The 19,864-nt window shown below is 49.4% G+C and carries 19 protein-coding genes; 2 read left to right on the top strand and 17 right to left on the bottom strand.

What is annotated here, in order from left to right; genetic code table 11:
- Positions 1-82 precede the first annotated feature (82 nt).
- From FA954_RS01705 to FA954_RS01670, 8 genes are all read right to left on the bottom strand, one after another.
- Positions 83-1,069, bottom strand: a complete 987-nt coding sequence (locus tag FA954_RS01705) for a M23 family metallopeptidase (protein WP_052186705.1) — start codon at positions 1,067-1,069, stop codon at positions 83-85.
- A 92-nt stretch (positions 1,070-1,161) separates the two neighbouring features.
- Positions 1,162-2,433, bottom strand: a complete 1,272-nt coding sequence (gene rho, locus FA954_RS01700; protein ID WP_037995753.1) for a transcription termination factor Rho — start codon at positions 2,431-2,433, stop codon at positions 1,162-1,164.
- Between the two features lie 72 nt (positions 2,434-2,505).
- A complete protein-coding gene (gene glpX, locus FA954_RS01695; protein WP_037995754.1) occupies positions 2,506-3,468 on the bottom strand; it encodes a class II fructose-bisphosphatase in 963 nt (320 codons plus the stop codon).
- 321 nt (positions 3,469-3,789) lie between these two features.
- Complete coding sequence (gene fsa / locus FA954_RS01690; protein ID WP_037995757.1) at positions 3,790-4,437, bottom strand: fructose-6-phosphate aldolase; 648 nt, start codon at positions 4,435-4,437, stop codon at positions 3,790-3,792.
- 34 nt (positions 4,438-4,471) lie between these two features.
- On the bottom strand, positions 4,472-5,326 hold the full coding sequence (locus tag FA954_RS01685) for a class II fructose-1,6-bisphosphate aldolase (RefSeq protein WP_037995760.1): 855 nt from the start codon (positions 5,324-5,326) through the stop codon (positions 4,472-4,474).
- Between the two features lie 87 nt (positions 5,327-5,413).
- Entirely contained in the window at positions 5,414-6,238 is an 825-nt protein-coding gene (gene kce, locus FA954_RS01680; RefSeq protein WP_037995817.1) for a 3-keto-5-aminohexanoate cleavage enzyme, read from the bottom strand.
- A 14-nt stretch (positions 6,239-6,252) separates the two neighbouring features.
- Positions 6,253-6,645: a 3-aminobutyryl-CoA ammonia lyase gene (gene kal / locus FA954_RS01675; RefSeq protein ID WP_037995761.1), complete on the bottom strand. Its 393-nt coding sequence runs from the start codon at positions 6,643-6,645 to the stop codon at positions 6,253-6,255.
- A 23-nt stretch (positions 6,646-6,668) separates the two neighbouring features.
- Complete coding sequence (locus FA954_RS01670; protein WP_037995764.1) at positions 6,669-7,031, bottom strand: response regulator; 363 nt, start codon at positions 7,029-7,031, stop codon at positions 6,669-6,671.
- Positions 7,032-7,291: 260 nt separating this feature from the next.
- Here FA954_RS01670 and FA954_RS01665 point away from each other — a divergent pair, with 260 nt between their 5' ends.
- Both FA954_RS01665 and FA954_RS01660 read left to right on the top strand, forming a co-directional pair.
- A complete protein-coding gene (locus tag FA954_RS01665) occupies positions 7,292-8,197 on the top strand; it encodes a PIG-L deacetylase family protein (protein WP_037995766.1) in 906 nt (301 codons plus the stop codon).
- Positions 8,198-8,285: 88 nt separating this feature from the next.
- Positions 8,286-9,212, top strand: coding sequence for a ketopantoate reductase family protein (locus tag FA954_RS01660; RefSeq protein ID WP_037995767.1), 927 nt, complete (start codon positions 8,286-8,288; stop codon positions 9,210-9,212).
- A 44-nt stretch (positions 9,213-9,256) separates the two neighbouring features.
- Here FA954_RS01660 and FA954_RS01655 read toward each other — a convergent pair whose 3' ends face one another.
- From FA954_RS01655 to FA954_RS01615, 9 genes are all read right to left on the bottom strand, one after another.
- A complete protein-coding gene (locus tag FA954_RS01655; RefSeq protein WP_037995769.1) occupies positions 9,257-9,760 on the bottom strand; it encodes a GNAT family N-acetyltransferase in 504 nt (167 codons plus the stop codon).
- A gap of 174 nt (positions 9,761-9,934) precedes the next feature.
- Positions 9,935-10,240: a cytochrome C oxidase subunit IV family protein gene (locus tag FA954_RS01650; protein ID WP_037995771.1), complete on the bottom strand. Its 306-nt coding sequence runs from the start codon at positions 10,238-10,240 to the stop codon at positions 9,935-9,937.
- A 114-nt stretch (positions 10,241-10,354) separates the two neighbouring features.
- Complete coding sequence (locus tag FA954_RS01645; protein WP_037995773.1) at positions 10,355-11,974, bottom strand: CTP synthase; 1,620 nt, start codon at positions 11,972-11,974, stop codon at positions 10,355-10,357.
- Between the two features lie 143 nt (positions 11,975-12,117).
- Positions 12,118-12,546 carry a DNA-directed RNA polymerase subunit delta gene (gene rpoE / locus FA954_RS01640; protein ID WP_052186706.1) on the bottom strand — a complete coding sequence of 143 codons (429 nt, stop codon included), beginning with the start codon at positions 12,544-12,546 and terminating at the stop codon, positions 12,118-12,120.
- A gap of 163 nt (positions 12,547-12,709) precedes the next feature.
- On the bottom strand, positions 12,710-15,940 hold the full coding sequence (gene icmF, locus FA954_RS01635) for a fused isobutyryl-CoA mutase/GTPase IcmF (protein WP_037995777.1): 3,231 nt from the start codon (positions 15,938-15,940) through the stop codon (positions 12,710-12,712).
- Positions 15,927-16,577, bottom strand: coding sequence for a TetR/AcrR family transcriptional regulator (locus FA954_RS01630; RefSeq protein WP_037995778.1), 651 nt, complete (start codon positions 16,575-16,577; stop codon positions 15,927-15,929). Before FA954_RS01630 ends, icmF begins: the two co-directional genes overlap by 14 nt.
- Positions 16,540-17,523, bottom strand: a complete 984-nt coding sequence (meaB, locus tag FA954_RS01625; protein ID WP_037995780.1) for a methylmalonyl Co-A mutase-associated GTPase MeaB — start codon at positions 17,521-17,523, stop codon at positions 16,540-16,542. Before meaB ends, FA954_RS01630 begins: the two co-directional genes overlap by 38 nt.
- A gap of 22 nt (positions 17,524-17,545) precedes the next feature.
- Positions 17,546-18,688: an acyl-CoA dehydrogenase gene (locus tag FA954_RS01620; protein WP_037995782.1), complete on the bottom strand. Its 1,143-nt coding sequence runs from the start codon at positions 18,686-18,688 to the stop codon at positions 17,546-17,548.
- A gap of 29 nt (positions 18,689-18,717) precedes the next feature.
- Positions 18,718-19,860, bottom strand: a complete 1,143-nt coding sequence (locus tag FA954_RS01615; protein WP_037995784.1) for an acyl-CoA dehydrogenase — start codon at positions 19,858-19,860, stop codon at positions 18,718-18,720.
- Positions 19,861-19,864: the final 4 nt, after the last annotated feature.

The following is a 19,864-nucleotide window of genomic DNA, read 5'->3' as shown; positions in this document are numbered from 1 at the left end:
GCAACCGGCCGTTTAAAAAGGCACACTCTCCGGTTTCAGGAGAGTGTGCCCTTCCATAAAAATAAACCAATATGAGAGCAAGTTATTTTAAAACCCGCAAGGGATTAATCGCTTTCCCGTTTTTGCGAACCTCAAAATGCAAATGATAACCCGTGGCACGACCGGTCTGTCCCATCATCCCCAAAACGTTCCCTGTTTCAATCTCCTGGCCTTTGCTGACCAAAATTTGGCTGAGATGTGCATAATAAGTGACCCATCCGCCGCCATGGTCAATGACCACAAGATTTCCGTAAGATCCGGAATAACCCGCCTGGATCACGACTCCGCTTAACGATGCACAAATTTCAGCTTTGGCTTTCTTTGCGTTCCAAATATCAATCCCTTTATGCTGACGGCCGTTTCGCCAGCCGAAATTGCTGGTGATCTGCCCATTGACCGGCCACCGGAACACATAAGCCCCTTCACGGTCTGCCAACCGGATCGTATTCTTTTTCTTTTTGTTCGCATCCGCTTTTTTCGGCCATGACCCCGGAATGCTTTCCCTCCATTTCTCGGGAACGGCAATGAGTTGCCCGGCATACGTGAGCGGGGCCTCCTTCAGCTTCGGGTTCAAATAAAGCAACAGTTCACGGGATGTATGGTACGTCTCGGCCAAAGCCGACAAGGTATCCCCGGACTCCAAGCGAACCCATTTTTTCGCCAAAGGAATTTTGATCTCCTGACCAATGTATAACAAGTCCGGGTTTTCCAACCGGTTGAACCGGACCAGCTCTTGATGAGGGATTCCGAACAATCGGCCGATCTGTGACAGCGTATCCCCCTTTTGCACACGATAAGTGAGAGGCTTTGTCTCCACCGTGGCAGCCAAATTCCCCTCGGCAACCTGAGAAATGGGGCTTAAAAATTGGTACATTGCTTCCTGTGCAATCTGCTCCTTCTCCGGTTCCGGATCAGCTCCATCGGCCAATTCCCGGGCATAAACCGGATGCTTATCCGTCCCCATCATCCATGAAGCCGATGTTGAACAGATGGCTAAGGAAGAAGCCAATAAGGCACGTTTTGAAGACATTTTAGCACCTCACAGAAGATAATGGATGGGGTGAAGTTCACCCGGTTTTATCTTTATGTGAGGAATTTCTTTAATATGACAACAAGCCGGCGTTAAGAGACCGATGTCTTGGTGCGATGGGACTTGAACTCGATCGAAGCGAGGAATTCCTCATTCGACTCGGTGTTTTTCAACCGTTTCACCATAGCTTCTGTATAATCAGAAGAATCATTCAATGACTTGCGAATCATCCACAACTTTTCCAGTTCGGTCTTGCTGAGCAACAATTCCTCACGGCGCGTTCCGGAGCGGCGGATGTCAATGGCCGGGAAAATTCTGCGCTCGGCCAGACGGCGGTCCAAATGAAGTTCCATGTTCCCCGTTCCCTTAAATTCCTCATAAATCACATCATCCATCCGCGACCCGGTATCCACCAGCGCCGTCGCCAAAATGGTCAAGCTGCCGCCTTCTTCCACGTTGCGAGCGGCACCGAAAAATCTTTTCGGCCGGTGCAAAGCAGCCGGATCGATTCCGCCGGACAAAGTCCGTCCGCTCGGGGGAATCACCAGGTTATAGGCCCGTGCCAAGCGTGTAATACTATCCAGCAAAATGACCACATCTTTTTTGTGTTCCACCAGACGTTGGGCTCTTTCCAAAACCAGCTCCGCCACTTTAACATGGTTTTCCGGCAACTCATCAAAAGTGGAACTCACCACTTCCGCATCCACGGACCGCTGCATGTCCGTCACTTCTTCGGGCCGTTCGTCAATCAACAGGACGAACAATTCGATATCCGGGTGATTGGTGGTAATACTATTGGCAATTTCTTTTAACAGCATCGTTTTGCCGGCTTTGGGCTGAGCGACGATCAAACCGCGCTGTCCCAAACCGACCGGGGCGATCAAATCCATCATCCGCGTTGAAATCCGATCTGGGGTGGTTTCCAAAAAGAGACGTTTCTGCGGGTAAAGAGGAGTAAGCGCAGCAAAGTGGAGCCTTTCCGCAGCAATGTCGGGGTCTTCGCCATTGACTGCTTCTACATGAAGCAATCCAAAATAACGCTCATTTTCTTTCGGAGGCCGGACTTTACCGGACACCAGATCTCCGGACCGCAAATCAAAGCGGCGGATTTGTGAAGCGGAGATGTAAATATCCTCGGAGGACGGAAGGAAATTAATCGGCCTTAAAAAACCGTATCCCTCGGAAAGGATGTCCAGCACACCCTCCATAAACATATATCCGTCTTTTTCCGCCTTGGCTTTTAAAATCGCAAAAATCAATTCTTTCTTTTTCATCTGTGAATAGTACGGAATTTGATATTCTTTCGCCAGCTTATACAAATCCACCAAGCGGCGATTTTCCAAATCACTTAACGTGAGCTCCATGTGTCGCATCACCACTCGATTCTATTGAAATTCTCTTCCTCTTTCCGGATCAGAAAGAGGAAGAGGAGAAAATTATAAAATAAGATTTGGTTTTTTCTCAAGTTTATGCGTTCCGTCCATGAAACGGATGGTTCCGGTTTTTGCACGCATCACCAACGAATGGGTTTTGGCCAGGTTTCCTTTGTAACGGACGCCTTTCAACAATTCGCCGTCCGTCACCCCAGTCGCTGCAAAAATCGCATCATCCCCCTTGACCAAATCTTCCATTCGCAAGACTTTGCCCGGATCACTGATCCCCATTTGAACACAGCGGTTATATTGCTCCTCATTTTCCGGCAACAGCCGGCCTTGGATTTCCCCGCCCAAGCATTTTAATGCAACGGCAGACAAAACCCCTTCCGGAGCACCGCCGGCCCCGAACAAAATATCCACCCCGGTGTCGGGAAATCCGGTATGAATCGCCGCAGCCACGTCCCCGTCCGGAATCAACTTGATCCGCGCCCCCGCTTTGCGGATATCCTCGATCAGTTTCGCATGTCGCGGGCGGTCAAGCACCACCGCCACCAAATCTTCGACATCCTTGCCGGTTGCTTTGGCAACCGCCTTCAAATTATCCTCCACCGGCGCATCAATATCAACTTGTCCAACGGCTTGCGGCCCCACGGCAATTTTATCCATATACATGTCGGGGGCATGCAACAATCCGCCGCTGTCGGAAATCGCCACCACCGACAGCGCATTCCACAAACCTTTAGCGACAATATTGGTGCCCTCAAGCGGGTCCACCGCCACATCCACTTCCGGGAGATAACCCAAGCCCACTTTTTCTCCAATGTATAGCATCGGGGCCTCATCCATTTCTCCCTCGCCGATGACAACCGTCCCGCGCATCGGAATCGTGTCAAACACTTTGCGCATCGCTTCTGTTGCCGCTTCATCCGCTTCGTCTTTCTTGCCGCAGCCCATCCACCGTGCGGAAGCAATAGCGGCCGCCTCGGTCACACGCACCAGTTCCATCGTTAAACTTCTTTCCATGATCGATCCCCTCACCTGTTTAAAATAAACATCAAAATGACAACAAAACTCCCAATCAGAGTAACATATTTATGATATATGTTACACGATTGTACGGGGATGGATCAATTTTTTGATATCTCGATGGAGGAAACGCCTTTTCGGTGAAGAAAATCACGAGAACACAAAGTGGTTGTGCACAGAAAATGCGAGGGAACGACGAAGATATTTATAAATCATGACTATCAAAAACAGTAGAGTGAAAAATCCCAAAAATAGGAATGTACCGGTTAAAAGGGGAGTCCGGCCGGGAGATTCCTTCCCGGCCAAACCCGTCTGCGATCAAGATTGTTTCACTTTTTCCCAATCGGCCTCAAACTTTTCAATCCCTTGATCCGTCAATGGGTGACGAACCATTTGTTCCAACACCTTATACGGCAAGGTGGCAATATGTGCCCCGTTCAGGGCCGCTTGCGTCACATGCACCGGATGACGGATGCTGGCCGCAATGATTTGTGAGGAAATGTCGTGAATCCGGAAAATCTCAGCCACTTGCCGGATCAATTGCATTCCGTCCTGGCTGATATCATCCAGACGGCCGATAAAGGGGCTGACATAGGTGGCTCCGGCCCGGGCAGCCATCAAGGCCTGGTTGGCGGAAAAAATCAAAGTGACGTTGGTATGGATCCCTTTTTTGGCAAAATGATTGACGGCTTTTAATCCTTCTACGGTCATCGGGACTTTAATCGTCACCTGGTCCGAAATCGAAGCGAGACGCTCTCCTTCTTCAATCATCCCTTGCGCGTCACGGCTGAGGACCTCCGCGCTGACCGAACCGTCCACGATCTCCGTGATTTCTTTGAGCACTTCTTCAAAATCCCGTCCTGATTTGGCAATGAGGCTGGGATTGGTGGTTACCCCGGACAACAGTCCCCATTCATGAACCTGGCGAATTTCATCAACAATGGCCGTATCTAAAAAAAATTTCATCGCAACCACCTTCTAACCATAATTGTTCAATCGCTTACGCTTTGCCGGAGCTTCCAAACAAACGCATTTTTGCTTTAACGGTTTCTTTGATGGCTTCGCGGGCCGGCCCGAGGTATTTGCGCGGATCGATCATATCCGGGTTTTTATCCAGCAACTCACGAACCACTTTCACCATGGCAACTTGGTTTTCCGTATTCACATTAATTTTTCCGACACCCAGGGAAACGGCTTTTTGGATGGATTCGTCCGGCACGCCAGAACCGCCGTGCAGAACAATCGGAGCTTCAATTTGGCTGGCAACTTTTTCAATGATGTCGTAGCGGATTTTCGGCTCTCCTTTATACATGCCATGAGCCGTTCCCACCGCAATCGCCATCGCGTCCACTTTGGTTTCTTCCCAGAAGCGGATGGCTTGCTCCGGATCCGCCAATGCGGCATCTTCTTCGGAAACGTTCAAATCGTCTTCCACACCACCAATGGTTCCCAATTCTCCTTCCACAGATACCCCCACGGCATGGGCAGCTTCGACCACTTTTTTGGTCAGGCGGATGTTTTCTTCAAACGGATAATGGGAACCGTCGAACATCACCGAAGAAAATCCGGCCCGGATACATTTCATCACCACTTCAAAGCTGCTTCCGTGGTCCAGATGAAGGGCGACGGGTACATCAGCTTCTTCCGCAGCGGCTTTGGCCAATGCCACCACGTTGTTCAACCCCATGTAGCGGATGGCACCTTCACTGGCTCCGAAAATGAGCGGGGAACGTTCTTCTTTCCCGGCTTCGATAATGGCTTGCACGAATTCCAGGTTGTTTACATTAAATTGCCCGACAGCAAAACCTTCTTTTTTGGCTTGCGGCAAAAAGGCATTCATCGATACAAGTGGCATGATATGTAGCCTCCTTCAGTTCAAAAAATCATCATTTTGACATTATAACACTTGATCGGAGGATTGGGTAGAAAGAGATGCACTTCCTTAATAAAACCGACTCTTTGTTAAATGCAATATTTGTCTGGCGTCATCCGGGGTTGCCACCTTCCGCTCCAGTTCCCCGGCAATCCGGACCACGCGCTCGACCAGCCGGACATTGGTTGCCAGTTCCCCTTTCCGGTAATAAATGTTGTCTTCCAAACCGACGCGTACATGCCCTCCCAAAATCACGCCGAGTGCAGCCATGGGCAATTGGTGCCTCCCGATTCCCGCCACCGTCCAGGTCGCCCCTTCCGGCAACTGGCGGATCAAATGGAGCAGGTTTTCCGCCGTGGCCGGAATCGCACCGGGAACCCCCATCACGAAATCAAAATGAAGATGACCGGTAAAATAGCCTTCTTTCACAAGCTTCAAGGCATTAGCTATCATTCCCACATCAAAGATTTCAAATTCAGGCCGGACCCCGTACCGTTCAAATTCTTCCGCAAATCGGGTGAGATGCGCGGGAGAATTCATGAACACTTCCCGACCGAAATTGACGGTTCCCGTTGTCAACGTGGCCATCTCCGGACGCAAAGAAAGGGGCTGCAACCTCTCATCCGGAGACATCCCCACCGCCCCGCCCGTGGAAACTTGCACAATGAGATCGGTCCGTTTTTGAATTTTTTCGATCACTTCCTGATAAAGCGAACGATCTTGGCTGGGACGGCCGTTTTCGTCACGGACATGAAGATGGACAACCGATGCGCCCGCCTCTCTCACTTCTTCGGCTTGAGCGGCAATTTCATCCGCCGTAACCGGAAGATGGGGGGTGTCCTCTTTCATCACTTCCGCCCCCACCAACGCCGCCGTAATGATCAGCTTTTGCAAACCGGCTCCCTCCTTCAAACCGATGATCCGGTCCGGTTCTTTTTCGGAACCACACAAGTTCCGGAAGCTCTGGCAACCACCACCGGCTCCTTGAGCACCCGGGCACGGGACGGGCAAGCGGGGTCAATGCCGCCTTCAATGACCTTGACCGCTTCAAAGGTCATTTTCCGGCTCGTGTTTCCCACTTTGACGATCCGTCCGGTCACTTCGATAAAATCGCCGGCATGAACAGGAGCCAAAAATTCCACTTGGTCATAAGCCACAAACAACCCTTCGTCGCCATCATGGCGTATCAACAGTTCCGTCGCGGCATCCCCGAACAAAGACATCACCCGGGCTCCATCCACCAGATTGCCCCCGTAATGTGCATCCGACTGACTCATCCGCAAGCGAATTTTTGCTTCCATCCTGATGATCCCCTTTATTCTCATTATGATGCCAGTTGCTTTAACACTTCCGTACGCAGCTCTTCAATGTCAAACGGCTTGGTAAAATGGGTGAGCGCCCCGAGTCGGCTGGCTTCGGCAACCATATCCAATTCGCCGTAAGCCGTCATCATAATCACCTTCGATTCGGTGTTAAACTTCCGCAAACGCCTTAACAGTTCCAAACCATCCATTCCCGGCATCTTCATATCCAATAATATGAGGTCCGGCTTTTCCGCTTGTATGATTTCAAGTGCCTGTTTTCCGTTGGAAGCTTGAAAAATATGTACATTTTCCTTGGAGAACACTTCCTGAAGCAAAAGTCGGATTCCGTATTGATCATCCACCACAAGTATTTTTTTATCCATTTCACCTCTTGCCTCCTCTCAGATCCGTCCCTGCAAACCCCGCTTCCATTTTGCATCTTCGAACATCAAAAGGGATTTATGACTAATATTTATCGATTCCTTCACTTATTTCCTGCTTCTTGGCGAAAAATGCGACACCCCCTTCTCCCACGAAAATTCCTTTAAATTTTAAAATGAGCTTATAAAAGAGGGACTCTTTTCATCGTATAATAAATTCATTGCAAAAGAGTTTTATTTGGACAAAGTAGGTGCAGACATTCATGAAACGGAAATGGTTTCCCATCATCACAGGGCTGGCCGTCCTTTTATTCTCCGCTTTTTTCATTTTTCACAAAGTATCCGCTCTGGAGGATCAAGAACTGCATGCGTTAAGCGGGGACGGATCCGACCTGTCTCACCAGCCGCAAGTGGTGTATTTGGTCCCTCATGCCGATGATGAATTGTTGTCCATGGGTGTCGACATCGTCAACCACATCCGCTTGCGCTATGATGTGCATTTGGTTTTGATGAGTCCCGGCGGCCACTCCCGCGCCCGCTTTTTGATCAACGGATTCAAAGACTCCGACCAAGAGCCCTTCCTCTTTAAAACGCCGGTTTATTGCCCTCTGCACAAGCGATATCATGATCCGGAAAAAGAACACTACCAGGATCTCTATCTCACCGTGGACGATCTGGGGGAAGCCCGGGTCCGGGAATTCAAAGAGTCTGCCAAGCTTTTGGGGATTCCTAAAGATCACGTCCATGTCTATGATCTTGAAAACGACCGGTTTGAAGAACAGGAACAAGAGATTCGCGAAATTGTGGACGAGCTTTTGCAACGTTTTCCGGACGCCCACTTCCGGACGATGAGCATCGAGGATTACCATCCGGATCACAGGATGCTGGGAAAAGTCCTGAGCGAATTTGAGAAAGAAGGCAAAATCCAGGGCGAAAAAACTTTATATTTTCTTTCCATTTACAAAACACGGTTCACAAAATACAAACCCACACAAAAAGAATATACAATGAAACTGCTGGTTCCGCAGGATGCAAATAAAATCAAGCGTGCCGTCCAAGTATACGGCAAGTGGGATCCGAAAAACGGATGGTACCAAATCGGCTATCACAGTGTCAAAAGCCAGTTTCTGCAATTAATGAAAAATAACCAAAATACATATCATTATTAATCGGCAGACAAAGGTCTGGGTTCCTCGCCCGGTCCTTTGTTACAATAGCTTTACAAGAGGACCTTTGTTTGACAAAAGGAGGAATACGATGCGCGTTTTGATGGTTGGCGCCGGTGCGGTAGGCGGATATTTCGGAGGAAGGCTTGTTGAAAAAGGAGAAGATGTCACCTTCCTGGTGCGAAAGAAAAGACAAGAGCAATTGGAGCAGAACGGGTTGGTGATCAAAAGCGTCAACGGCAATGCCGAATTAAAAGTGAAAACCCTGACCGCCGGACAACCGGCCCCCGCTTTTGACCTGATCATCCTCTCGGTTAAAGCTTATCACTTAACGAAGACTCTCAATGATTTGAAGCCGTATGTCGGGGAAAACACCACCATTCTCCCCCTGTTAAACGGGATCATTCACATTCAGCAGTTACAAAACGAATTCGGCGCTGAAAAGATTCTGGGCGGATTATGCTTTATTGAATCCACCTTGAATGACAAAGGGGAGATTGAACAATACAGCCCGCAACATGAAATCGTTTACGGCGAATTAAACGGAGATGTGACAAAACGGATCCTTGACATCCAAGCGTTGTTCGATGGTGCCGGTTTTGACGCGAGATACAGCCAAAAAATCCGGATTGAAATGTGGCAAAAATATATTTTCATCAGCGCCATGAGCGGAATGACCTGCCTGATGAACAGCAGTATCGGTCCGATCCTTTCCGCACCTTACGGAAAAGAAATGTACCAACAGCTGCTGGAGGAGATTGTCTCGGTTGCCCATCATCAGGAACCGGAAATCCCGACCACCCTGGCCGGAAAAATCCTCCACAACATGGAATCCCTTTCCCCAAGCATGAAATCTTCCATGTTGAGGGACATGGAAAAAGGAAAGCCGGTGGAATCCGACCATTTCCACGGGGCCTTGCTCAAAATGGCACCCGGAGATGCCCGTCTGCCGCTCATAAAAGCGGTCTACAGCAGGTTGTCGATTTATCAGCAAGAACTTGAGAAATCCAGTCAATAGAAAAAGCAGGCTCCACCTCGTGAAACCTGCTGTCCTGCTTGTTTCTAAGTCACCCGTTTTTCAAAAGCCATATACGGCTCATCATGACGGGGAAAATAAAATTTTCCTCTTTTCTCGTAACCGCAAGATTCATACAAATACATGGCCTTTTCATTGATCATCTGGGTATCCAGCCGGATGCTGGCATACCCTTCTTTTTTGGCAAATCGTTCGATTTCCGCCAGCAAAGTGCGCGAAATTCCTTTTCCTTGGTACTTTGGGTTCACACAAAGCCGGTGAACAACTAAAAACCGCCCGGATGAATCTTCCCACGGTATGTGATCATACTCCGGTTCCTGATGTTGATCCAACACAACACAAGCAACGATTTCCCCTTCGTTCATCAGCACATATAAATTTCCGCTTTGGATATCCTTTTCAATATCCTCCCGTACCGGATAATTTTCAGACCACTGATAAATATTATTGGCATTCATGATTTTGGTGGCTTCTTTGTATACTTGGAAAACTTCATCGGTTTGTGATGGTACGGATTTTGCAAATTCCATTTCTGTCCCTCCTGTTGTCACTAATTTGCGCAAAAAAATCAATAATAAAAGTCCCGAAAAAAAAGAGCTGTCATATGACATGACAGCTCCAACACAAAATTATACCAGGCTGCAAAGCGAATACAACGATGAATCAAATCCTTATTTAACCATTTTATGAACACTTCTCCCCCATTACATGAGGAGAATCCCCACGGCACAAACCGTTCCGCACAACAGACCGAAAAAGATGAAAATCCTCATCATCCCGTACCCTTTTTGATCCAGATGCATGAAAATATAAAGCTGCAAAATCACTTGAACAGCCGCCAAAAAAAGAATCACAAAGAGCGTTCCCTGCAAACTGAACCATTGATTAATCACGGCCAGAAACGAAACGGCCGTCAGGACAATCATGAATAAAAAAGAAACCACGTGTTTGAAAGCGGTATCACTTTTTTGCCTGACCGGCTTCACTTCGTTTTGCAGTTGTGTCTTCAAACCGGAAGCACCCCCGCTCTTTCAATCTGATTATTTTTATTATACAGAAAATAGCCAATGTTTGCGAATCCCTATACAAAAAACCCGGCTCTGAAATCAGCCGGGTTTTTCGCCTCAAACTTCCACTTGCGGCTTTAAATGCATTTGAAGTGCTGCTTTTACAAATTCACGGAACAGCGGTTGCGGACGCGTCGGACGTGATACAAATTCCGGATGGAACTGAGCAGCCACAAACCACGGATGATCTTTGTACTCCACAATCTCGACCAGTCTTCCGTCCGGGGAAGTTCCCGAGAACACGTATCCCACTTCCTCCAACGCTTTCCGGTATTCATTGTTGAATTCGTAACGATGGCGATGGCGTTCGTACACCAAATCCGATCCGTATGCCTGATGTGCGAGGCTGTCGGGAACCAACTTGCACGGATACAAGCCACGGCGCATGGTGCCGCCTTTTTCCTCTATCGTTTTTTGTTCCGGCAATAAATCAATAATCGGATGAGGCGTCGATGCATCAAATTCCGCACTGTGTGCCCCTTCCAGTTTCAGGAGGTTCCGGGCGCCTTCCACACAAACCATCTGCATACCCAAACAGATGCCGAGGAAAGGAATCCGCTGTTCCCTTGCGTACCGGATCGCCGAGATCTTTCCTTCAATTCCGCGGTCGCCAAATCCGCCGGGGACCAGAATGCCGTCCACATCCCCGAGAAGAACATGGACATTGGAATCGGACACGTCTTCGGAATTGACCCATTTGAGGTCAATCTCCGTATCCCGGTCAAAGCCGGCATGACGCAATGCTTCAACCACACTCATATAAGCATCATGCAAAGCCACGTATTTTCCGACGATGGCAATGCGTGTTTGATGGGTCAGGTTTTTCACTTTGTTGACCAGCTCCAACCACTCGGACATTTCCGCCGGTCCGCATTCCAAGCCCAACCGCTTGACCACAATTTCATCCAGCCCCTGCTCCTGGATCATCAGCGGGACTTCATAAAGGGTTTCGGCATCGCGCACTTCAATCACCGCTTCACGATCAATGTCACAGAACAAGGCGATTTTATTTTTTAGTTCTTCCGAAAGAGGATATTCGGTCCGGCAAACAATCACATCGGGTTGAATGCCGAGACTGCGCAGTTCCTTAACACTGTGCTGGGTCGGTTTCGTTTTCAATTCGCCGCTGGCCCGCATCATTGGCACCAAGGTGCAGTGGATATACATGACATGCTCCCGGCCGACATCGCTTTTGATTTGACGGATGGCTTCCAAAAAAGGCAAGCTTTCGATGTCCCCGACAGTACCGCCGATCTCCGTGATCACCACGTCGGCGCCCGTCTCACGGGCCGCACGGAAGACCCGGTCCTTGATTTCATTGGTAATGTGAGGGATGACCTGAACCGTCCCCCCTAAGTAATCCCCGCGGCGTTCTTTGTTAATGACGGATGAATAAATTTTTCCCGTTGTCACATTGCTGTTTTTTGTCAAATTAATATCGATAAATCGTTCATAGTGGCCCAAATCCAAGTCCGTTTCAGCCCCGTCGTCCGTGACGAATACCTCACCGTGCTGGTAAGGACTCATGGTTCCCGGATCCACGTTGATATAAGGGTCAAATTTTTGGATGGTAATTTTCAGTCCTCTGTTTTTTAACAATCTTCCCAGGGAAGAAGCGGTAATCCCTTTCCCCAGAGAAGAAACCACACCACCGGTAACAAAAATATATTTCGCCATTTTTATCTTCCTCCTATAGACAAGGATGCCCTTTCTTTTCGCAAAATAGAAAAGAGCGCCCCCAATCAAGGGGCGCTCTTTTATTTCCGTTCATAACGAGCCCAGAAAATAATTTATCGCAGGAAATGACGATTGTCAAGCAACTAAATCACTTCATCCCCGTCGTCAAATTCATTTTCTTCCTCATCCATTGCAAATTCATCTTCCGTATTTTCGATCTCGCCCAACTCTTCTTCTTCCTCATCAAACAGTTCTTCATCAAGGTCATGATATTCGTCGTCTTCTTTGACGTTGGCTGCAACCGCGGAATCCGTCGCTTGGTCCGTCGGATACCATTCCCTCAATCCCCACAAATTGCGGCCGACACAGACAAACCTTCCGTCAATGTTGATTTCGGTGTAAAGCTGGGCGATGTAATGCTCGGCTTCTTCCTTTGTAAACCCTTTCATGCTCGAAACTTCGTCCATGATATCCCGGTACAGCATTGCTTCTCCCTTTTGTTTCAAAAGGTCGTAAGCCAAATCAACCATGGCAGTCTCTCGCACTCTTTCCACAGCGAGATTGTCACTCAAATTCGGACACATCCTTCCATCCAGAGGTGAAGACCGTATATCCTGTTTCTAGTACAACTATTTTATCCAAAAAACAGGTGAAGTCAACCATAAACATCCAAAGCCGGACGGCTCAAAAAAAGGGATGGAGCAACAACCGTCTCCATCCCGGACATGAAAACCTTTACATATTCCGGCGGTACTGGCCTCCCACCTCATACAAAGCACGGGTGATTTGGCCCAAGCTTGCCACTTTTACGGTTTCCATCAACTCGGCAAAAATGTTTCCATTTTCGCGGGCCGTTTTTTTCAAACGCTCCAGCGCAACTTTCGCCTCTTCCCGGTGTTTTTCCTGGAATTCACGGAGACGGCGGATTTGCAGGTCTTTTTCCTCTTTGGTGGCCCTGCTGAGCGGAACTTCCACATCTTCCGGGGGATTGGGGTTTTCAAAAGTATTCACGCCGATGATCGGCAACTCGCCGGAATGTTTTTTCGTTTCATACAACAAGGATTCCTCTTGAATTTTCCCCCGTTGATACTGGGTTTCCATGGCCCCCAGCACGCCCCCGCGGTCACTGATCCGCTCAAATTCACAGAGGACGGCCTCTTCCACCAAATCCGTCAGTTCATCAATGATGTAGGAGCCTTGCAAAGGATTTTCATTTTTGGCAAGCCCCAGTTCCTTCATGATGATCAACTGAATGGCCATGGCCCTGCGAACCGATTCCTCGGTCGGTGTGGTAATCGCTTCATCATAGGCATTGGTGTGCAACGAATTGCATTGGTCATAAATGGCCATCAATGCCTGCAGCGTCGTCCGGATGTCATTAAAGTCCATTTCTTGCGCATGCAGGGAACGGCCCGAAGTTTGAATATGATACTTTAATTTCTGGCTCCGCTCATTGGCTCCGTACAAATGCTTCATCACAATGGCCCAAATCCGGCGCGCCACCCGGCCGATCACGGCATACTCCGCATCCAATCCGTTACTGAAGAAGAAGGAAAGATTCGGGGCAAATTCATCAATCTTCATTCCGCGGCTCAAATAATACTCCACATAGGTAAAGGCATTGGCGAGAGTGAAAGCCAGCTGGGTAATGGGATTGGCGCCGGCTTCAGCAATGTGATAACCGCTGATGCTGACCGAATAATAATTGCGGATGCCTTTTTTAATAAAGTACTCCTGGATGTCCCCCATCATCTTCAGTGCAAAATCAGTGGAGAAAATGCAGGTGTTTTGCCCTTGGTCTTCTTTCAAGATATCGGCTTGAACGGTTCCGCGCACCTTTTTCAGAGCCTGATTCTTGATTTCCTCCGCCTCTTCAGCCGTGGGCTCCCGTCCTTCCCTTTTGCGGAATTGTACCATCTGCTGCTCAATCGCCGTATTGAAATACATGGCCAAAAGAATGGGGGCCGGCCCGTTGATCGTCATGGACACACTGGTGTTCGGAGCACAAAGGTCAAAGCCTTCAAACAACCTTTTCATATCTTCCAAGGTACAAACACTGACGCCGGATTCACCCACTTTTCCGTAAATGTCCGGGCGTTCGTCCGGATCTTCCCCGTAAAGGGTCACACTGTCAAAAGCGGTGGACAGCCGCTTGGCCTGATCATTTTTTGACAAATAGTGAAACCGCCGGTTGGTGCGTTCGGGCGTTCCTTCTCCCGCAAACTGCCGTTTCGGGTCTTCATCCGTTCTTTTAAACGGAAACACACCGGCCGTAAACGGGAATCTCCCCGGAACATTTTCCTTGCGCAAAAAGCGTAAACGTTCTCCCCAATCCTCAAACCGGGGCAAGGCCACCTTGGGGATTTTGCTTCCGGCCAACGTTTTGGTATAAAGAGGAATCTCCTTTGTCTTGTTGCGCACCTTGATGGTGAATCGATCCTGCCGGTAGGCATCGGCCAACAAACCCCATTCATCCAGCAATTTCCGGTTCTCCGGGGTGAGGCGTTCCTCAATTTTTTGAATGGTCTCTTTAAAACGTTCCGTCAGGCTTTCTTCCCCGGCCGCTTCTTCCTTCATGCATTGCAGGCTTCCATTTAATTGATAAAGCCTTGTGGCCAGCTTTGCCTGCGCTTCCGTCTCTTGATGGTATTTCCGCACGGTGGACGCAATTTCCCTTAAATAATGGCTCCTTTCCGGAGGGATGATATGATGGATGTCCATTTCCGAAACCGGGGCTTTTACTTTGGTTTCCCAACCGAGATCAAACTTTTCATTCAATTTCCGGATCATTTCCTGGTAAAACCGGTTGGTTCCGGGATCATTAAACCGGGAAGCCATCGTGCCATAAACCGGAATCTCCTCATCATCGGCGTCAAACAACTGATGATTGCGGCGGTATTGTTTTTTCACGTCTCTGAGGGCATCTTGCGATCCTTTCCGGTCAAATTTGTTGATGGCCACCATGTCGGCGTAATCCAGCATTTCGATTTTTTCCAGCTGGGAAGGCGCACCGAATTCCGATGTCATCACATAAACGGAAAAGTCACTTACTTCGACCACATCGGCATTTCCCTGCCCGATTCCGCTGGTTTCGACAATCACCAGATCATATCCGGCCACTTTTAAGATTTGAATCGCTTCTTTGATTCCGCCGCTTAATTCCGACCGGGTTTTCCGGGTGGCCAGGCTTCGCAGGTAAACCCTGGGATGATGGACGGAATTCATGCGGATCCGGTCCCCCAACAACGCGCCTCCCGTTTTTTGCTTGGAGGGGTCGACGGACAAAATCGCAATTTTTTTGTCTTCAAAGTCATGGATAAAACGCCGGACCAATTCATCGGTCAATGAACTTTTCCCGGCTCCCCCCGTCCCGGTGATCCCGATGACCGGAACAAATCCCTGCAATTCTTTGGATAACTGTTCCCCCAGCCTTGCCCGCTGGTCAGGATCATCCTCCACCCAGGTGATCAAGCGGGAAATCGCTTGTTTATCCCCTTTCTTGGCACGACTCATTTCCCGGGAAATGTCGCGAACCGTGGGGAAATCCGTCGCCTCCACCATGGTTTGGATCATGCCTTCCAATCCCATCTTTCTCCCGTCTTGCGGGGAAAAGATTTTTTTGACGCCATACTCTTCCAGTTCCTTGATTTCCCGCGGAACGATCACGCCTCCCCCGCCGCCGAACACTTGAATATGGCCGGCGCCGCGTTTTCTGAGCAAATCGATCATATATTTAAAAAATTCCATGTGCCCGCCTTGGTACGAAGAAACCGCGATCCCCTGCACATCTTCCTGAATGGCGGCCTCCACAATTTCATCCACGGACCGGTTGTGTCCGAGATGAATCACTTCCACTCCGGCCTGTTGCAACAAGCGGCGGAATAAATTGATCGAAGCATCGTGTCCGTCAAACAAGCTCGCAGCGGTCACAAACCGAATGGCATACTTGGTTTTAATCCCCTGCATCCCGATCGCCTCCTGCTGTAAATTCTCCCAACAACAAAGCCATTTGCCGCTTTGTGTATTCTTCCACATCATACTCGCGCCCCAACGCCCAGTGGCGAAACGTCCACATTTGGCCGATCACCATGATATTGTGGGCCATCAACTTGATGGAGGAAGGATCGATTCGGATGGTTCCGTCGTTCATTCCTTTTTCTAAAATTCGGGAAAATAAATTGGTGATCTCTTCTTCTTTTTTTAATACATATTTCATCTTGTCTTTGGGCAATGATTTGGTTTCTTGATAAATCAAAAGAACCAAGGAGCGCATCTCATCCATGACTCGGAACAATTGTTTCAAGCTTTTTTGCAATGATTCCATTCCGGTGTCTTCTTCGTTCATGACTTTCAGCAACCGGCTCTCCAATTTGGAATGGATGTGCTCGCAGACCAGATAAAGAACGTCTTCTTTGCTCTGGATGTATTCATACATGGTCCCGATGGACAGTCCGCATTCTCTGGCAATCTCACGAGTGGTGGTTTTGTGAAAGCCTTTTTCCACGAATAACCGAACCGCCCCTTCGATGATCTGTTCCCGCCTTTGTTCGATCAAACGCTCATTCTTAATCATCGAAGGAATCAGTTTGGAATGTTTCTTCACAGACTCCCCTCCCCAATGCCCCGATCCATTTTTCAGCCAGCTTCCGCGGACTGATCTCACGGGATTCCAGCTTTTGCAAATCTTTTTTCCAATCCGGACTCCTCCATGCCCTCTCCAAAAGGCGCCGGACAGATTCTTCGATGATTTGGCGGGTTTCCAACTCCAACTGTTTTTTCCGCTTCTTCTTTAATTCCCCGTTTTCTTCCAAGTAGCGGCGGTGCCGTTCAATCGCTTCCCACCATTTCTCAATTCCTTCCCCCCGCGTCGCAATCGTCCGGACAATGGGAGGGCGCCAGCAGCCTTCCTTTTGCTTCGACAAATCGAGCAAATCATTGATCTCCGATTCCAAGCGTCCGGCTCCCGGTAAATCGGCTTTATTGATGACAAACAAATCGGCAATTTCCATGATTCCGGCTTTAAACACCTGAATAACATCCCCGGCGGTCGGATTGAGAACCAGGCACACGGTATCGGCCACATGCATCACATCCAGTTCGGCCTGCCCGACTCCCACCGTCTCCAATAAAATCAGGTCATAGCCGGCCGCATCCAAAATTTTGACGGCGTCTCTGGCGGATTTGGAAATGCCGCCCAAAGATCCGCGGCTTCCCATGCTCCGAATAAAAACCCCCTCATCCAGGGAATGGCGGGTCATTCTCACCCGGTCCCCCAGAATGGCCCCACCTGTATAGGGGCTGGAGGGGTCAATGGAGATGACCCCGACCGTCAAGTTTTGGCGACGCAAATAAGAGATGGCTTCGTCCAACAACGTGCTTTTGCCGGCCCCCGGCGAACCGGTGATCCCGACAATGTATGCATTTCCGGTGTTGGAATAAATCGCTTCCATCCATTGGTCCGCATCCGGATCTTGATTTTCAATCCGTGTGATCAGGCGGGCAATCTTCCGCTTGTTTTTTTGCCTGATGGCTTGGATCCAACTCTCCATCACTCCCCCTCCCGGAGACGGTTTATTCTTTTAACAAGTGGTTTGCGATCACGACACGTTGGATTTCATTCGTTCCTTCATAAATTTGTGTGATTTTTGCATCACGCATCATGCGCTCCACCGGATATTCACGGGTGTATCCATAGCCGCCGAAGATTTGAACGGCTTCCGTCGTCACTTGCATGGCAACATCCCCGGCAAACAATTTGGCCATGGCCGATGCCTTTCCGTAAGGAATGCCTTCGGATTCCCTCCAAGCAGCCTGGTAAGTCAAAAGGCGGGCCGCTTCAATCTGGGTGGCCATATCGGCCAGTTTAAATTGAATGGCTTGCTTTTTCGCGATCGGTTTCCCAAATTGATGCCGTTCTTTGGCATAGGAAAGCGCCTCATCCAAAGCGCCCTGCGCAATTCCCACCGCCTGGGCGGCAATCCCGTTCCGGCCCCCGTCCAGCGTCATCATGGCGATTTTAAATCCTTCTCCTTCTTCCCCCAAGCGCTGGCTCGCCGGAATCCGGCAGTCTTCAAACAAAATTTCCGTGGTCGGGGACGACCGGATCCCCAATTTTTTTTCTTTTTTTCCGATGGAGAAGCCGGGAGTTCCCTTTTCCACAATGAATGCCGTGGTTCCCTTATGTTTCAGCGACGGATCCGTCAAGGCAAAAACGACATAAATCTCTGCTTCTCCCCCGTTGGTGATAAAAATTTTACTGCCGTTTAAAACATAGTCGTCCCCGTCGCGGACGGCGGTGGTTTTCATGGCCGCCGCATCGGAACCGGATCCCGGTTCGGTCAAACCGAAGGCGCCCAACTTCTTTCCTTCGGCCAACGGACGCAAAAACCGTTCTTTCTGCTCCGGGGTGCCGAACTTAAAGATCGGCCAGCTGGCCAGGGAAATATGCGCCGACAAGGTCACTCCGGTGGACGCGCAAACCCGGGACAACTCTTCCACGGCAATCACATAACTCAAAAAGTCCGCTCCGCCTCCGCCGTATTCTTCGGGAAAGGGAATGCCCGTCAGTCCGAGCGTTGCCATTTTTTCGAAAATGGTACGGTCGAACCTCTCTTGTTCATCCCGTTCGGCTGCAGACGGGGCCACTTCTTTTAATGCAAAATCACGCACCATCTTGCGCATCATTTCATGCTCTTCACTCAACTGAAACTCCATCGGGTTTCACTCCCATCCATCATCGTTTTCTAACCATTTAACAGTTCGCCGGCGATGACAATCCGTTGAATTTCATTGGTGCCTTCGTAAATTTGCGTAATTTTCGCATCACGAAACAATCTTTCGACCGGATACTCGCGCGTATAACCATACCCGCCGAAAATTTGGACCGCTTCGGTGGTCACCTTCATGGCCGTATCCGATGCAAACATCTTGGCCATGGATGCCTCTTTCTTGCACGGTTTTCCTTTTTGCCTTTTCTCCGCTGCCTGGTAAATCAAGAGACGGGCCGCCTCGATTTGCGTGGCCATGTCGGCCAGTTTGAATTGAATGGCCTGTTTCTTTGCAATCGGCCGGCCAAACTGTTTCCGTTCTTTGGCATAGGAAAGTGCCTCCTGCATCGCTCTTTGGGCAATTCCGATGGCTTGCGCGGCAATGCCGATCCGTCCTCCCGCCAGGTTGGACAAAGCCACTTCATACCCCTGCCCTTCGCTTCCCAGCAGGTTTTCTGCCGGTACTTCCGCGTCTTCAAAAATTAGCTCGCACGTATTGGAACCATTTAAACCCATCTTTTTCTCTTTTTTACCGACACGGAAGCCGGGCGTGTCTTTCTCCACAATAAAGGCCGAAATCCCTTTGGAACCCTGATCGGGATCGGTTACGGCAAACGTGACATATACATCCGCTTCCCCACTGTTGGTGATGAAGATCTTGTTCCCGTTCAAAATATATTTGTCTCCTGCTTTCCGGGCACTGGTCCGAAGATTGGAAGCCTCCGAGCCGGCTTGGGGTTCGGTCAGGGCAAAAGCCCCGAGATACTCGCCGGCAGCCAGACGGGAAACGTATTTCTTTTTCTGTTCCTCATTCCCGTATGTCAAAATCGGCATCGTGCCGACGGAAGTGTGAACCGACAAAATCACGCCAACCGTGGCACTGACTTTCGAGATCTCTTCCAGTGCAAGGATGTAGGAGATAAAATCCGCTCCTGCTCCTCCCCACTCCTCGGGAATCGGAATTCCCATCAAACCGAGTTGTGCCATTTTATTGACAATTTCTCCCGGAAACCGGTCTTCTTCATCCATGCGGTTTACCAACGGAGCGATTTCCGTTTCTGCAAAGTCCCGCACCATCTTGCGCATCATTTCTTGCTCAGCCGTAAAGGAAAGCCGCATGAGA

The organism is Thermoactinomyces vulgaris (assembly GCF_005886755.1).
In the GTDB taxonomy this organism is placed as follows: Bacteria; Bacillota; Bacilli; order Thermoactinomycetales; family Thermoactinomycetaceae; genus Thermoactinomyces; species Thermoactinomyces vulgaris.
The sequence above is the reverse complement of the archived record's forward strand: the minus strand, read 5'-3'. Positions and strand labels throughout refer to the sequence as shown.

Coding starts and splice junctions, on each gene's coding strand:
- FA954_RS01705 (WP_052186705.1), bottom strand. CDS start 1,069: ATGTCTTCAAAACGTGCCTTATTGGCTTCTTCCTTAGCCATCTGTTCA.
- rho (WP_037995753.1), bottom strand. CDS start 2,433: ATGGAGCTCACGTTAAGTGATTTGGAAAATCGCCGCTTGGTGGATTTG.
- glpX (WP_037995754.1), bottom strand. CDS start 3,468: ATGGAAAGAAGTTTAACGATGGAACTGGTGCGTGTGACCGAGGCGGCC.
- fsa (WP_037995757.1), bottom strand. CDS start 4,437: ATGAAATTTTTTTTAGATACGGCCATTGTTGATGAAATTCGCCAGGTT.
- FA954_RS01685 (WP_037995760.1), bottom strand. CDS start 5,326: ATGCCACTTGTATCGATGAATGCCTTTTTGCCGCAAGCCAAAAAAGAA.
- kal (WP_037995761.1), bottom strand. CDS start 6,645: ATGGAAGCAAAAATTCGCTTGCGGATGAGTCAGTCGGATGCACATTAC.
- FA954_RS01670 (WP_037995764.1), bottom strand. CDS start 7,031: ATGGATAAAAAAATACTTGTGGTGGATGATCAATACGGAATCCGACTT.
- FA954_RS01665 (WP_037995766.1), top strand. CDS start 7,292: ATGAAACGGAAATGGTTTCCCATCATCACAGGGCTGGCCGTCCTTTTA.
- FA954_RS01660 (WP_037995767.1), top strand. CDS start 8,286: ATGCGCGTTTTGATGGTTGGCGCCGGTGCGGTAGGCGGATATTTCGGA.
- FA954_RS01655 (WP_037995769.1), bottom strand. CDS start 9,760: ATGGAATTTGCAAAATCCGTACCATCACAAACCGATGAAGTTTTCCAA.
- FA954_RS01645 (WP_037995773.1), bottom strand. CDS start 11,974: ATGGCGAAATATATTTTTGTTACCGGTGGTGTGGTTTCTTCTCTGGGG.
- icmF (WP_037995777.1), bottom strand. CDS start 15,940: ATGCAGGGGATTAAAACCAAGTATGCCATTCGGTTTGTGACCGCTGCG.
- meaB (WP_037995780.1), bottom strand. CDS start 17,523: ATGGAGAGTTGGATCCAAGCCATCAGGCAAAAAAACAAGCGGAAGATT.
- FA954_RS01620 (WP_037995782.1), bottom strand. CDS start 18,688: ATGGAGTTTCAGTTGAGTGAAGAGCATGAAATGATGCGCAAGATGGTG.
- FA954_RS01615 (WP_037995784.1), bottom strand. CDS start 19,860: ATGCGGCTTTCCTTTACGGCTGAGCAAGAAATGATGCGCAAGATGGTG.